Annotated in this window: 13 protein-coding genes; 10 read left to right on the forward strand and 3 right to left on the reverse strand. The window is 58.9% G+C overall.

What is annotated here, in order from left to right; translation table 11 throughout:
- The first annotated feature begins 250 nt into the window (after positions 1-250).
- From ffh to trmD, 5 genes are all read left to right on the forward strand, one after another.
- The gene (gene ffh / locus AGR7B_RS13500) at positions 251-1,819 is read left to right on the forward strand and encodes a signal recognition particle protein (protein WP_080856853.1); all 1,569 of its coding nucleotides are present in this window, start codon (positions 251-253) and stop codon (positions 1,817-1,819) included.
- 10 nt (positions 1,820-1,829) lie between these two features.
- Positions 1,830-2,147, forward strand: a complete 318-nt coding sequence (locus AGR7B_RS13505; RefSeq protein WP_013636924.1) for a chorismate mutase — start codon at positions 1,830-1,832, stop codon at positions 2,145-2,147.
- Positions 2,148-2,180: 33 nt separating this feature from the next.
- Positions 2,181-2,558 (forward strand): 30S ribosomal protein S16, encoded by a 378-nt coding sequence (gene rpsP, locus AGR7B_RS13510; protein WP_003520510.1) that lies wholly within the window; start codon positions 2,181-2,183, stop codon positions 2,556-2,558.
- 120 nt (positions 2,559-2,678) lie between these two features.
- Positions 2,679-3,245 (forward strand): ribosome maturation factor RimM, encoded by a 567-nt coding sequence (gene rimM / locus AGR7B_RS13515; protein ID WP_080856854.1) that lies wholly within the window; start codon positions 2,679-2,681, stop codon positions 3,243-3,245.
- A gap of 4 nt (positions 3,246-3,249) precedes the next feature.
- On the forward strand, positions 3,250-3,948 hold the full coding sequence (trmD, locus tag AGR7B_RS13520) for a tRNA (guanosine(37)-N1)-methyltransferase TrmD (RefSeq protein WP_080856855.1): 699 nt from the start codon (positions 3,250-3,252) through the stop codon (positions 3,946-3,948).
- Here the strand turns inward: trmD and AGR7B_RS13525 are convergent.
- Complete coding sequence (locus AGR7B_RS13525) at positions 3,930-4,676, reverse strand: sulfite exporter TauE/SafE family protein (RefSeq protein WP_080856856.1); 747 nt, start codon at positions 4,674-4,676, stop codon at positions 3,930-3,932. The genes trmD and AGR7B_RS13525 overlap by 19 nt on opposite strands.
- 265 nt (positions 4,677-4,941) lie before the next feature.
- On the opposite strand from AGR7B_RS13525, the gene rplS reads away from it, so the two are divergent.
- The 4 genes from rplS to AGR7B_RS13545 all read left to right on the forward strand — a co-directional run bounded on the left by rplS (position 4,942) and on the right by AGR7B_RS13545 (position 9,934).
- The gene (gene rplS, locus AGR7B_RS13530; RefSeq protein WP_059759847.1) at positions 4,942-5,481 is read left to right on the forward strand and encodes a 50S ribosomal protein L19; all 540 of its coding nucleotides are present in this window, start codon (positions 4,942-4,944) and stop codon (positions 5,479-5,481) included.
- 290 nt (positions 5,482-5,771) lie between these two features.
- The gene (locus tag AGR7B_RS13535) at positions 5,772-7,505 is read left to right on the forward strand and encodes a type I secretion system permease/ATPase (RefSeq protein ID WP_080856857.1); all 1,734 of its coding nucleotides are present in this window, start codon (positions 5,772-5,774) and stop codon (positions 7,503-7,505) included.
- The gene (locus AGR7B_RS13540) at positions 7,498-8,811 is read left to right on the forward strand and encodes an HlyD family type I secretion periplasmic adaptor subunit (RefSeq protein WP_080856858.1); all 1,314 of its coding nucleotides are present in this window, start codon (positions 7,498-7,500) and stop codon (positions 8,809-8,811) included. The genes AGR7B_RS13535 and AGR7B_RS13540 overlap by 8 nt, the downstream gene beginning before the upstream one ends.
- A gap of 181 nt (positions 8,812-8,992) precedes the next feature.
- Positions 8,993-9,934: a rhizobiocin gene (locus AGR7B_RS13545; RefSeq protein ID WP_080856859.1), complete on the forward strand. Its 942-nt coding sequence runs from the start codon at positions 8,993-8,995 to the stop codon at positions 9,932-9,934.
- A 122-nt stretch (positions 9,935-10,056) separates the two neighbouring features.
- Here AGR7B_RS13545 and AGR7B_RS13550 read toward each other — a convergent pair whose 3' ends face one another.
- Positions 10,057-11,334: an MFS transporter gene (locus AGR7B_RS13550; protein WP_078052343.1), complete on the reverse strand. Its 1,278-nt coding sequence runs from the start codon at positions 11,332-11,334 to the stop codon at positions 10,057-10,059.
- 424 nt (positions 11,335-11,758) lie between these two features.
- On the opposite strand from AGR7B_RS13550, the gene leuC reads away from it, so the two are divergent.
- On the forward strand, positions 11,759-13,168 hold the full coding sequence (gene leuC / locus AGR7B_RS13560; RefSeq protein ID WP_080856860.1) for a 3-isopropylmalate dehydratase large subunit: 1,410 nt from the start codon (positions 11,759-11,761) through the stop codon (positions 13,166-13,168).
- A 52-nt stretch (positions 13,169-13,220) separates the two neighbouring features.
- Here the strand turns inward: leuC and AGR7B_RS13565 are convergent, their stop codons facing one another.
- Positions 13,221-14,735 carry a M48 family metalloprotease gene (locus AGR7B_RS13565; protein WP_208616036.1) on the reverse strand — a complete coding sequence of 505 codons (1,515 nt, stop codon included), beginning with the start codon at positions 14,733-14,735 and terminating at the stop codon, positions 13,221-13,223.
- Positions 14,736-14,862: the final 127 nt, after the last annotated feature.

Raw genomic sequence — 14,862 nt, forward strand, 5'->3', positions numbered from 1 at the left:
AATGCGGGCCTTTTCGGCCGCAAACCCGCGGCGCCTTGACTTTTCCTGCACTTTCCTGTTTATCCCGCCCATCAGCTGGCAGTTTCATGACTCCAAGCCGCCGACCGGGACCCGCAAAGGTATAAAGAGATCCCGGAGGTCAACACCCGACAGCGCGATGCGCCCTCGGGTGCTTTTTGGCTTTGCGTCTTGTTTTTGGCAGCGAAAGCACCGACGTTTCGGAAACCCCGGAACGAAGAAGGAAGAAACGATGTTTGAAAACCTCCAGGACCGCCTTGGTTCCATTCTGAATGGACTGACCGGCCGTGGCGCGCTGACGGAAGCCGATGTTGCCGCCGCCCTGCGCGAGGTTCGCCGTGCGCTTTTGGAAGCGGACGTTGCACTGGAAGTCGTGCGTTCCTTCACCGACAGGGTGCGTGAAAAGGCCGTTGGTGCAGCCGTCCTGAAGTCGATCAAACCCGGCCAGATGGTCGTCAAGATCGTGCATGACGAGCTTGTCGAGATGCTCGGCACCGAAGGCGTCTCCATCGATCTCAACGCCCCCGCCCCCGTCGTCATCATGATGGTGGGTCTGCAGGGCTCGGGCAAGACCACCACCACCGGCAAGATCGCCAAACGCCTGACCGACCGCGATAAGAAGAAGGTGCTGATGGCATCTCTCGACACGCGTCGTCCGGCCGCCCAGGAACAGCTTCGCCAGCTTGGTGTCCAGACGAGCATCGACACGCTGCCGATCATTGCCGGCCAGTCGCCGACCGATATCGCCGCGCGCGCAGTGCAGGCCGCCAAACTCGGCGGCCACGACGTCGTCATTCTCGACACCGCCGGCCGTACCCATATCGACGAACCCTTGATGCTGGAAATGGCCGACATCAAGAAGAAGTCCAACCCGCATGAAATCCTGCTGGTCGCGGATTCGCTGACCGGTCAGGACGCCGTCAACCTGGCGCGCAACTTCGATGAGCGCGTCGGCATCACCGGCCTCGTGCTGACCCGTATGGATGGCGACGGACGCGGCGGTGCGGCTCTCTCCATGCGCGCCGTCACCGGCAAGCCGATCAAGCTGATCGGTATCGGCGAGCGGATGAACGAACTCGACGAGTTCCATCCGCGCCGTATCGCCGACCGTATTCTCGGCATGGGCGACATCGTCTCGCTGGTCGAAAAGGCCGCCGAAAACATCGATGCGGAAAAAGCCCGCGCCATGGCCGAGAAGATGGCCAAGGGCAAGTTCGACCTCAACGATCTGGCCGACCAGCTCGCCCAGATGAAGAAGATGGGCGGCATGGGTGGCATCATGGGGCTGATGCCCGGCATGGCCGGCATGAAGGACAAGATGGCTTCGGCCGGTATGAACGACAAGATGTTCGACCGCCAGATCGCCATCATCTCGTCCATGACCAAGGCCGAGCGCGCCAATCCGGATATTCTGAAACACAGCCGCAAGAAGCGCATCGCCGCCGGTTCCGGCACGGATGCCGCCGAAATCAACAAGCTTCTGAAGATGCATCGCGGCATGGCCGACATGATGAAGGCCATGGGCGGCAAGGGCAAAGGCGGCATCATGAAGCAGATGATGGGCGGCCTTGCCGGCAAGATGGGTCTCGGTGGCCTTGGCGGCGGCATGCCTGACCTGTCGAACATCGATCCGAAGCAGCTCGAGGCGCTCCAGAAGCAGGCGGAAGCCGCCGGTCTCGGCAAGCCGGGTGGAATGCCCGGCCTTGGCGGTCTGCCGGGCGGATTACCTGGTCTCGGTGGCGCAAAGCTGCCGGGTCTTGGTGGCATGCCGGGGCTTCCCGGTTTCCCGAAAAAGAAGTGAGGGCGCGCCAATGAACAATGCAGAGGTGAAAGCCCAGCTTTCCGAATACCGTCAGTCGATCGACAATATCGATGCCGCACTGGTTCACATTCTTGCCGAACGTTTCCGCTGTACCAAGGCGGTGGGCGTGCTGAAGGCAAAGTACAATTTGCCGCCGGCCGACCCGGCGCGCGAGGAATACCAGATCGAACGCCTTCGCCGTCTGGCGAAGGACGCCAATCTGGACCCGGATTTCGCCGAGAAGTTCCTGAACTTCGTCATCAAGGAAGTCATCCGGCATCATGAAGCAATCGCCGCCGAACATGGCGGTAACGAAAAGACCGCCTGAAAGGCGGACAAGCCATCCTAAGGAGTATATCACATGGCACTTAAAATTCGTCTCGCACGCGGTGGTTCCAAGAAGCGCCCGTATTACCAGATCGTCGTTGCTGACGCCCGTTCGCCCCGCGACGGCCGTTTCCTCGAGAAGGTCGGTTCCTGGAACCCGATGCTCGGCAAGGACAACCCGCAGCGCGTTGAGCTGAAGGCTGACCTCATCAAGGAATGGATCGCCAAGGGCGCACAGCCGACCGACCGCGTTCTGCGCTTCCTCGCCGAAGCCGGTCTTGCCGAGCGCGCCGCTCGCAGCAACCCGGAAAAGGCAAAGCCGGGCAAGCGCGCTCTCGAGCGTATCGCTGAAAAGAAGCAGAAGGCTGAAGATGCAGCCGCTGCTGCTGCGGAAGCCTCTGCTGCAGAATAATCTGCACGGAAACTTTTGAAGAACGGGTGGCATGGTTTCCCATGCCGCCCGTTTTTTGTTTATTTTGGCGTCAACAAACCTTAAAGCTGACGCAACCAACACCAGAAGACGGACGGCCTGATGGCAAAGCTGGAAAACCCGGTACTCATGGCAAAGATCGGCGGCGCACAGGGCCTGCGCGGCGAAGTCCGTGTCAGCACCTATACGGCCGATCCGATGGCGCTCGGCGATTATGGCAACCTTGTTACCGCCGATGGCCGTATTTTCGAAATTCTGGAAGTGCGCGAGGGCAAGAACGTCGTCGTCGTTCGTTTCAGGGGCATCAATGACCGCAATGCGGCGGAAAGCCTGAATGGGCTGGAACTGTTCATCGAGCGTGACAATCTGCCCGACGACGAGCTTGACGATGACGAATTTTATTATGCCGATCTCGAAGGGCTGGAAGCCGTCGATGCCGATGGCAAAAGTTATGGCGCCGTCAGCGCCGTCTATGATTTCGGCGCAGGTGATCTGCTGGAGCTGAAAGGTGCAGGCCGTCGCCCCGCCCTCATTCCCTTTTCGGAAGCGGCCGTGCTGGAAATCGACCTCGAAGCCGGTCGTATTCTCATCGATCCGATGGCCGCCGGCCTGATCGACAATCCTGACGACAAGGACGAAACCGGCGCATCGCCGTTCGGCAAGAAATAAAGTCATGACCTTCAAGGCTACCGTTCTGACGCTCTACCCGGAAATGTTTCCGGGGCATCTCGGATATTCTCTGGCAGGCAAGGCGCTCGAGCGAGGGCAATGGTCGCTGGACGCCGTACAGATTCGCGAATTCGCCACCGACAAACACAGAAGCGTCGATGACACACCGGCAGGTGGTGGTGCCGGTATGGTGCTGAAACCCGACGTTCTGGCGGCGGCCATCGACCATGTTTCGGATGGCGATACGCGGCCGCGGCTGCTGATGAGCCCACGTGGCAAACCCCTGTCGCAAAACCGTGTGCGTGAACTGGCGGCCGGAGAAGGCGCGATCATCGTCTGCGGCCGTTTCGAAGGCGTCGACCAGCGGGTGATCGAGGCGCGCGGGCTGGAAGAAGTGTCGATCGGCGATTACATCCTCTCCGGCGGTGAGCCGGCGGCGCTGACGCTTCTTGATGCCGTCGTCCGCATCCTGCCGGGCGTCATGGGCAACGATCTTTCCGGCGTGCATGAAAGCTTCGAGGGCGGACTGTTGGAACATCCGCACTATACCCGCCCGCAGGTCTGGGAAGGCCGCGATATTCCGGCCGTCCTCACCTCCGGCAACCACGCCGCCATCGACAAATGGCGGCACGAGCGGGCACTGGCGTTGACGAAGGAAAGACGCCCGGACCTTCTGGTAAAGGCTCAGGCTGAAACGAAATAATAGGCGGTCAGCACCAGCCCGACGGCGATCACCAGCCAGCGGATGATCCATTGTGGCACCCGCCGTGCCGTATGCACGCCCACATAGCCGCCAAGCGCGGCCGCAGGGAACATGATGAGCGCCGCCCACCAGGAAACGACGCCACCGCTGACGAAGATCGTGATTGCGATGACGGCGATCACGACAGACAAGAGGTTCTTCAGCGCGTTCAGATGATGATAGCTGCCGCCCGAGGTTATTCCGAGGATGGCCAGCATCATGATGCCCATGCCAGCACCGAAAAACCCGCCATAGACGGAAGCGAGACCCTGAAAGACGAGGCTCGGCAGATTTCCGGGCGAACGTTCGGCGCTCGCCTTCGGCCGCAGCCACGGGCCGGCAGCGAAAACGGCGGTGGCCGCAAGAAGCAGCCATGGCACGAGCAGACGGAAGGAAGGATTGTCGAGCGACAAAAGCAGCAGCGATCCGGCCAGCCCGCCGACGACTGATACGCCCGACAAAAGGATCGCCTCGCGCCAATGGGCGCGGATTTCCGGCCCATAGGCGATCACGGAGGTGATGTAGCCCGGAAACTGCACGATGGCTGACGTGGCGTTGGCGACGATGGGCGGCAGGCCGGCCAGCGTCATCGCCCCGAAGGTCAGGAAGGTGCCGCCACCGGCAATCGCATTGACGACACCCGACAGAAAACCGGTGGCGAACAGCATGAGAATAATGAATATGGACATGGCCCCTCCCAAGGTTCCCATGCCATATCCGCCAGCGCGCCGCTTCGCAACCGCCGGAACGCGGCGCGTAATTGATAAAATATTGTCATGAAAGGGATGACAAACGGCGCATCCTCGTGTATGTGCCCGCGTGGAAATGGGAAATATCCCAACCGAAAGCAAAGAATGGCGAACCCGCTCCTGCCGAAAGGCATGGTCTGGAGGCATTGACCGACAGACGAACCGTTGAGCGCTCTGGCTGTTTCAGAAGAAATCAGAGGTTAACATGACCAATATCATTCAGCAGCTGGAAGCCGAACAGGCCGCCAAGATCGAAGCAAAGCGCACCCTGCCCGAGTTTTCTCCGGGCGACACCCTGCGCGTCAACGTGCGCGTTACCGAAGGTAACCGTACCCGCGTTCAGGCTTACGAAGGCGTTTGCATCGCCCGTTCCGGCGGCGGTCTTTCCGAAAGCTTCACCGTTCGCAAGATTTCCTACGGCGAAGGCGTCGAGCGCGTATTCCCGATCTACTCCCCGCTGGTCGAAGGCGTTGAAGTCGTTCGCCGCGGTAAGGTTCGCCGCGCGAAACTCTACTACCTGCGCGACCGTCGCGGCAAGGCTGCCCGTATCGTTGAGAACACCGGTACGCGCGCCCGCAAGCTGAACGAGTCCGAGCGTCAGGCACTTGCCGACGAGAAGGCACGTCTGGAAGCCGAAAAGGTAGCAGCAGCACAGGCTCTCGCCGCCGAGAAGGCAGCAGCCGAAGCCGCAGAAGCCAAGGCAGCGGAAGAAGCAGCAAAGGCTGCGGAAGCCACAGCGGAATAAGATTTCCATTTCGATGGATTGATTGAAAGGCGGTCTTCGGGCCGCCTTTTTTGTTGCGTGGATATAACGCAACAAAGCACGCATGCGGCTTGAAAGCCGCGTTTGGCGAGCATTGGCTGGCCGGAGAATACCGAAGCTCTTTCAATCATTTCCTTTGCGGAAAGATGCGGCAAATTTCGACCGGCGACAAATGCCTGCCTGATTTCTTGCTCGAGTGTTTTAGCCCATCCTCGAACAGCATTGCCTAATTGCATTTATTGTGCGATTTTCTTGCTGTTTCAGGTGTTATTATGTTTTTATTTAATTCTTTTTTAACAAAAAATAAGTCCGCTTTTTTCGCCGTTGGTCTCGCCAGCGCGTTGATGAACATTCTTAATCTTTCCGGCTCGCTTTTCATGCTGGAAGTTTACGACCGCATTTTGCCAAGCAAGAGCATTCCATCCCTTGTGGCACTGGTCGTTCTCCTGATCGTTCTCTACGCGTTTCTGATGGGGTTCGACGCGCTGCGAGGCCGTATATTGGCGCGCATTTCGGACAATATGGACGACGCGCTCAATCAGAAGCTTTTCAGGGCGTCGATCAATGCGCCGCTCCTTGCCTCGGGAAAGATCGATGGGCTGCAGATCGTCGGCGATCTCGATCAGATCCGCCAGTTCCTCTCGGGACCGGGCCCGGCGGCCTTTTTCGACATTCCCTGGCTGCCCATCTATCTCCTGATCTGTTTTGCCCTGCATCCGTGGATCGGGTTCGCTGTGCTCGGCGGAGCTATAGTTCTCATCGTGCTGACGCTCCTTACGAACTGGCTGACCGAACGGGCAACAAAGCAGGCTTATACCGCACGAGGGCAAAGAAACGTCCTTGTCGGCAGCAGCCAGCGCAACATCGAATCCATCAAGACCATGGGCATGATGGGGGCGGTGACATCCATGTGGGACGAGCTACATTCCAGATACCGCGCCATCACCCTGTCAACATCCGATACTGCCGGCATGCTCGGCGCCATGTCGCGAACCTTTCGCCTGTTGCTGCAATCTGGCGTCATGGCCATCGGCGCAGTTCTCGTCATCGACGGCAATGCATCGGCGGGCAGCATCATCGCAGGCTCGATCCTCTCCGCGAAGGCGCTCGGCCCTGTCGAACATGCGATTGCAAACTGGCGCAGCTTCATGACCGCAAGACAGGGCTGGAAACGCGTCAACGAGTTCCTGGAGCTGGTGCCCGAACCCTCGCCGCCGCTCTCCTTGCCCCGCCCGCAATATACCGTTGCCGTTGATCGGGTAACCGGTGGGCCACCCAATGGCGCGCGCGATACGGTCGCCGATATTTCCTTCACGCTGAACGCCGGCGATGGTCTCGGCATCATCGGCCCAAGCGCCTCGGGCAAATCCACACTGGCACGCTTGATGACCGGCATCTGGCCCTATGAACGCGGTTCCGTCCGCTTCGATGGGGCCGCGCTCAACCAGTGGGATTTCGAGTTTCTCGGCAAATCCATCGGTTACATGCCCCAGCAGGTGGAGCTGATGCCCGGAACCGTGGCGCAGAACATCGCACGCTTCGACCGCGATGCGACAGCGGAAGCGGTTGTCGCCGCAGCCAAGGCCGCGCAGGTGCATGAGCTGATCCTGAACCTGCCCAAGGGTTACGATACCTATATTGGCGACCGTGGCGAGGCCTTGTCGGGCGGTCAGAAACAGCGCATCGGCCTTGCCCGCGCGCTGTTTGGCGAACCCTTCTTCGTCCTTCTCGATGAGCCGAACTCCAATCTGGACAGCGAAGGCGAAGCGGCCTTGCGCAATGCCATTGGCGACATCAGGGCACGCGGCGGCATTGTCGTCGTCATTGCCCATCGCCCCAGCGCCATCGAAAGCGTCAATCTGGTGATGGTGATGAGCAACGGCCGAATGCTGCGCTTTGGCACCAAGGAGGAAGTGCTCGCGCAAATCCTGCGGCAGAACATCCGCCAGGTGCCTGAGGAGGAAGAAACGCGCAAGATTGAAAACCGGGTGAGCGAAAATGGTTGAGGCGGAAAAACCCGGTATGACGAATGTGTCCATTCTCAGGCACTCGACCGCGGTGGTCGTTCTCGCCCTTGGCCTGCTGGTCGGATTGGGCGGCTGGGCGGCTTTTGCAAAGCTTGCCGGCGCGGTGGTGGCCACCGGCCGGGTTGTCGTTGAAGGCAACTCCAAGAAAATCCAGCATCTTTCCGGCGGCATCGTCAGCGAGATCAATGTCGCCGAAGGCGACAGGGTCGAGGCAGGTCAGGTCCTGTTGCGGCTGAGCGCCACCGTCGTGCAGGCGAACCTCTCCATCGTCGAAAATACGCTTGCGCAGCTTTACTCGCGTCGGGCGCGTCTGCGTGCGGAAATTGCCGAGGCGCCTTCTTTCACTGTGGAGGAAGATCTGGCGGCACTGACGAGTTCGAAGGCGGCCAAGACCTTTATCGACAGCGAACAGAACCTTTTCAACAGCCGTCGCAACGCCTTGATCGGCATGAAAAAGCAGCTGGGAACACGCAAGGACCAGCTCGCCGACGAGGCACGCGGCCTCGAGGTGCAGGTGGAGGCGACGGACAATGAGCTCGCCATTGTAAAGGAAGATGTTTCCAAGACGGACGAGCTCTTCAAAAAAGGGCTCGTCACACTTCAGCGCCTCAATCTCCTCAAGCGCCAGCTTTCCAATCTCGAAGGTCAGCAGGGCCAATACATCGCCGCCCGGGCACAGACAGTGGGCAAGCTGAGCGAACTGGACCTGCAATTGCTTCAGCTCGATGAAGACCGCAAATCGGAAGTCACGAAAGACCTGACATCGATCGAAGCGACCGTCGCGGAATATGAAGAGCGGCTGGCGGCAACGCGCGACCAGCTGGATCGCCTCGACATCCGCTCACCGATTGCCGGTCGCATCTACCAGCTCTCGGTGCACAATATAAACGGCGTCATTCAACCGGGTGAAGTGCTGATGCTGGTGGTGCCGGAGCAGGATGAGCTTGCCATCGAGGCCAACATAACTCCACGAGACATCGATCAGATTTACGTCGGGCAGCCGGTAACCATTCGCTTCACGGCATTCAATCAAAGCACGACGCCGGATTTGAGCGCGCTAGTTGCTGTCGTCGCCCCCGATCTGCAGACAGATTCCCGAACCGGCTCATCTTATTACGCGCTGCGCATCAAACCCGACAAGGCCGGAATGGGTCATCTGCCCGGCGGGAAATTATATCCCGGCATGCCGGCCGAAGTGTTCATACAAACCAGCGAAAGGAGTGTTCTTTCTTATTTTGTGAAGCCGTTCCAGGACAGGCTCAAAAAGACCTTCGTACAGGAGTAAACAGTTTCCGGTGCCATAATTTTACGAAAGGAATTTCCGCAACACGTTAAAGACGCACTTTATTCAAAAAAACAATTTCTTATATTGTATTATCATTTTTTACGTATTAAATATCACCCGCAATATTTATTATAAATTTAATTTCAATTCATCGATTTCTCAAAAATTTATGGAGTGTAAAATGGCGTTAAAAGTAACTTTTGGTAATGGTGGCGCTGCTTCGGTTTCTTCGCTCACCAACCTGGTCGATCAGGAAGCTTACAAGCTCCTCACCGAATCCACAGCACAGGTCAAAAACGGTTCTTCGCTCGACTCCGGCGTCGTCAATGTCGGCGCGGTATCGGTTCCCGGCACCGGCGCGGGCGGCACGGTCGATGTTGGCTATGACCCCAGCTCCAACGGCTTCAAATTTGACGTGTCGTCGGCATGGAATTCGGTAAAGAACGCTCTCGCCCAGTCCGACACTTCTGAGAACCTTACCTTCAAGGATTTCGTTCAGGTCGACGTTCATCTCGGCGGCACCGGTTCGTCCACCGTGGAAGTTCTCAATGCGAAGCGTGGCAACATCTCGACCGGTGTAGGCAACGACACGGTCACTGTCTCTGTCATATCGAACGACAAGGCCTGGGTAAACGCCTTCAACATCGACACGGGCGCCGGCAACGACACCATCGTGGTCAAGGCGGGCACGGCGTTCGACGGCGGCGTTGCTGCCGGTACCAACGTCGTGAACGGTGGCGCTGGCGTCACCGACGGCAGCTTCACCTCCGTCAAGATTGACGCCGGCGCAGGTAACGATTCTATCGACCTGAGCGGCGTGAACCTCGCCTCCTCGCTGGTAACCGGCGGCAAGGGCATCGACCACATAAAGGCAAGCGGTGGCGCAGATACCTTTGTCTTTAATCTCGGCGACATGGCCAAGAGCATTGCCACCGACAGCATTGAAGGCTTCAACGCCGCCGTGGACAAGCTCAAGCTGGTCGGCACGGTAATCGATAACTGGGCGGTATCAACGATCGATAGCGACACCATCCTCACCTACAACGTCACTGGCGAGCACAAGGGCGAAAAGATCGTTGTCGCCGGTGTTCACCTCACCGGTAGCGACTGGTTCACGGCGTAATTCTCTGAAAGAGAATTTCATTATTCGCCGCTTAAAATGATCGTGGCCCGGAAACATCCGGGCGACGATTTTTTATCTATGCGACCGCCGACACTCGTGGCAGCTATCGCAATCTTCCAAAGTCAAGCCGCCTTGACCTGAGTACCCATTCTACGCGTTGCGATGATGACCAGCACCCCGGCAAGCGCCAGGCAGAAGGCAAGGAAGAACATCGGCGCAATGGTGCTGCCGGTCTGATCCTTGATCCAGGGCACCACATTCTGCGCCACGAAGCCACCCAGATTGCCGACGGAATTGATCGCGGCGATGCCGGCGGCCGCACCTGCTCCCTTGAGGAAGCGGCCGGGCAGGCTCCAGAACACCGGCTGACCGGCAAAGATGCCTGCAGCGGCGATGCAGAGGAAGGCGAACTGCAAGACCGGATCGCTCAGCAATGCCGACATCAACAGGCAAAAGGCGCCGATGAAGGCAGGACCGACGATATAGGGCGTCTTGTTCTTTGCCTTGTCGGCGGCCAGGGGCACAACGAACAGGGCGACGGCCACGATCACCCAAGGGATGATGTTGATGAAGCCATTGGCGGTATTGGAAACGCCGAAGCTCTTCACGATGGTTGGAAGCCAGTAGCTGAGACCATAGGCCGCCAGCGGAAAGCCGACATAGCAGAGCGCCATGAACAGAACGCGCGGATTGACCAGCGCCTTGAAGCCGTCCTCTGCATGCTCTTCCATGCCCTTGTTTTCTTCGGCCAGCCGGTTCTTCAACCAGTCCTTCTCATCCTGCGTCAGAAACTTCGCCTTTTCCGGGGTATCGTCGAGATAAAAGAAGGTGACGATGCCGGCAATGACGGCCGGGATACCCGTGGCGAGGAATACCCATTCCCATCCGGCATAACCGAGGAAACCATCCAGATCGAGCAACATGCCGCCGAGCGGCGCGCCGATGGCATTGGCAAGCGCGCTGAAAATCATGAACAGGCCGATCATGCGGCCGCGATAATCGCGCGGGAACCAGAGCGTCATGAGGAACAATACGCCGGGGAAGAAGCCCGCTTCGCAAAGCCCAAGCAGGAAGCGCAGGATGTAAAACATCGTGGCGTTCTGCGTATAGGCAAGCGCGATGGTGACGGCGCCCCAGGAAACCAGAATACGGGCAAACCATTTGCTGGCGCCGAAACGGTTGAGGAACAGGTTGCTCGGCACTTCGAAGATGAAGTAACCGATGAAGAACAGCGAAGCGCCAAGGCCATAGGCATATTCGCTGAGGCTCAGCGCGTCGACCATCTGCAGCTTGGCATAGCTGACATTCTGGCGGTCAATATAGGCGATGAGATAGAGAAGGCCAAGAAACGGCATCAGCCGCCAGGTGATCTTCGAGATAAGGGCTTTTTCGGATACCATATGCTTTCCCTCCCTTCGATTTCTCGTCGAAATGCAAATGATAAGGGAACCCATCTATATGTGCGTCGCAAAATACGCAAGTTGCATTGCATCATGACCATTGGAGAACCCCACCAGGGCAGGCTCGTTACGGGCCTTCAGCCGTGATGCAGTGCACATAGAAAATGCCGGACCGTCGGGTTCCATGCTATGCGCATTGATATTGCCGTAAAACCGGCGATCTGGTATGAAGGCTGCCATGGGATCTAAATTCGGATGTCTCGCGCAGAATGTTTATGTGCTGCAGGACCACAAGCGTCTGCCGGCACGGTTCTTTGCGCGCGTTTCCGGGGCGCTCACCAGCCGACTTAGGCTCGCCTGACAGCACCGCTGTCCACACTTTTCTGAACCCTGATTACCCTTTTCCATGACAAGGCATAGAGCCATGAGCGCACCCCGCACCCTGTATGACAAAATCTGGGACGACCACGTCGTCAATCGTGACCCGGACGGAACCTGTCTTCTCTACATCGACCGTCACCTCGTCCATGAGGTGACGAGCCCGCAGGCCTTCGAAGGCCTGCGCATGGCCGGTCGTCCCGTGCATTCGCCTGCCCGCACGCTGGCCGTTGTCGACCATAACGTTCCGACCACGGCCGACCGGCTGGAAGGCATCAAGAACGAGGAAAGCCGCATTCAGGTGGAAGCGCTTGCGCAGAACGCCAAGGATTTCGGCGTCGAATATTATTCCGAGCGCGACAAACGCCAGGGCATCGTTCACATCGTCGGCCCTGAACAGGGCTTCACCCTGCCGGGCATGACAATCGTGTGCGGCGACAGTCACACCTCGACCCACGGCGCCTTTGGCGCACTGGCGCATGGCATCGGCACCTCGGAAGTGGAGCACGTTCTGGCGACCCAGACGCTGATCCAGAAGAAAGCCAAGAACATGCTGGTGCGTGTCGACGGCAAAATTCCTGATGGCGTTACCGCCAAGGATATCATCCTCGCCATTATCGGCGAGATCGGCACGGCCGGTGGCACCGGCCACGTGATCGAATTTGCCGGCGAGGCGATCCGTTCGCTCTCCATGGAAGGCCGCATGACGGTCTGCAACATGACCATTGAGGGCGGCGCCCGTGCAGGTCTTATCGCACCTGACGAAACCACCTTCGATTACATCAAGGACAAGCCGCGCTCGCCGAAGGGCGAAACGCTGGAACAGGCCATCGCCTACTGGAAAACGCTGAAATCCGACGAAGGCGCCCATTACGACAAGGTCGTGGTGCTGGATGCAGCCAACCTGCCGCCCATCGTCTCCTGGGGCTCGTCTCCGGAAGACGTGACCTCCGTTGAAGGCATTGTTCCCAATCCCGATGATATCGAGGAAGAAAACAAGCGCGCCTCCAAGTGGCGTGCGCTTGACTACATGGGCCTGAAACCCGGCACGCGCATCACCGATATCGCCATCGACCGTGTCTTCATCGGCTCGTGCACCAATGGCCGCATCGAGGATTTGCGCGCGGCGGCGAAGATCGTTGACGGCCGTAAAGTCGCTCCCACCGTTTCGGCCATGATCGTGCCCGGCTCCGGTCTCGTGAAGGAACAGGCGGAAAAGGAAGGTCTGGACAAGATTTTCCTCGACGCCGGTTTCGAATGGCGCGAGCCAGGCTGCTCCATGTGCCTTGCCATGAATGACGACCGCCTGAAACCCGGCGAACGCTGCGCCTCCACCTCGAACCGCAATTTCGAAGGCCGTCAGGGCTATAAGAGCCGCACCCACCTCGTCTCCCCCGCCATGGCAGCGGCGGCGGCGATTGCCGGTCATTTCGTCGACGTACGTGAGTGGCAATGATTGCCGGATGATGGCTTGACCACAGAACCTCGGAGCGATCCGAGGTTTTTGTTTATTCCGAAATGATCTTCACCCGCTGGCCCGGCTGAATGGTGGCCGTGGTGCTCATGGCATTGATCATGCGGAACATGTCGAGCTTCCGGTCGGTTCCCATCATCCGCGCTGCCATCGTCGCCACGGTTTCACCGGGCTTCACCGTCACCACCCGCACCCTGAGCGGCTTCAGCGAGGCGATTTCCTGCGGCGTCATCTTGCGGAAGCTGGTGCGCAATGTATTGGCGATGGAATCGAGCTGCGTATTGCCCTTCGGCACGGCGGTCAGGAAACGGAATATCTGCTGGCCGACACGAATGACGGTCACGTCGAAGTCCCATTTATCCGCACTTGCCCGGGCTGTCGCGGCCTCCAGACCATTGATCTGGGTTTCCTTGACTGTTTCCGGCAACAGGCCGGCAACCCAGCCGCTGGTCAGGTAATTGGCAAGGCTCGTCTGTTTCGGATCGGCGACACCGTCGAAACGGATGGCCATATCGCCCGGTCCCGTCGCCAGAACGGCCTCGACCTTGTTGTCGATAAGGAAACCTTCCGGCACATCGAAACGAATGCCGAGCGTTCCGTGCAGGAATGTCTGGCCGCGGACATAACCTTCCTGCGGGCTATCGCCATAAAGTAGACCGTCTATGCCATCCAGAAACCAGTCGCGACCACGATCGCCGACCTGGCCGTCCTGGCCGAAGGCGCGGGCATGACGGCGCGCAAGCTCGATGCGCTGCGGCGTGTTGGGGTGGCTGGAAAGGAAGTCAAGGCTCTGGTCGTTTTCGGGATCAGCCGAAGAGAACCGCGCATAGGCCGCCATGGAATCCAGAAAACGTGGCGAGGCAAAGGGGTCGTAACCGGCCTCGCCCAGCATCCGCACGCCGATCACATCCGCCTGCAATTCCTGCTGGCGCGAAAAGGCCGCAAGCCGCAGCTTGCCACGCGCAAGCGCCTGCTTGCCGGCAAGATCGCTCGACAGCACTTCGGCAACCACGCGGCTGGCAATCACCTCCGCCTCTTCGCGGCGCTGGCGTTCGATGCCATGATTGGCGGTGACATGGCCCATCTCATGCGAAAGCACGGCGGCCACTTCCGAAGCATCGTTGGCAAGCGCCAGAAGCCCGCGCGTCACGTAAAGATATCCGCCCGGTAGCGCAAAGGCGTTGATGGCCGGCGAGTTGAGAATAGTGATGCGGTAAGACTGTTGCGGATTTTCCGAAACGGCGGTCAGAGCGCCGGCGATACGGGCGACAAGCCGCTCCGTCTTGGCGTCACGATATTCACCGCCATAACTCGCCACGATGCGCGGATGCTCGCGAGCGCCCATCTGGGCGCGGGGATCATTCTTCTGCACCTCTTCCACGGTCTGCGGATTATCCGACGGGCGCAGGGTGGACTGGTAGGCCGGGCTGAAGAGAGACTGGCACGACGACAGGAACAGCGCAGACGCGGTCAGCACGGAACAGGCTGCAGCCATCCTGGCCGAACGGCGAAGGCCTGAACGGGAGAAGAGCCTCCACTGTGCAGTCATGCTATTTCTCATTCTCTATGCCTGCCCCTAACGTTCCTGATCATCCGTTAATTGCAGACCAGAATAACAGATTCGCCCCAACGGGCGATGAATGCCGAAACGGTAAAAACGATCCATCAAGTCCGGA

The sequence above is a fragment of the Agrobacterium deltaense RV3 genome (assembly GCF_900013505.1).
Lineage (GTDB): Bacteria > Pseudomonadota > Alphaproteobacteria > Rhizobiales > Rhizobiaceae > Agrobacterium > Agrobacterium leguminum.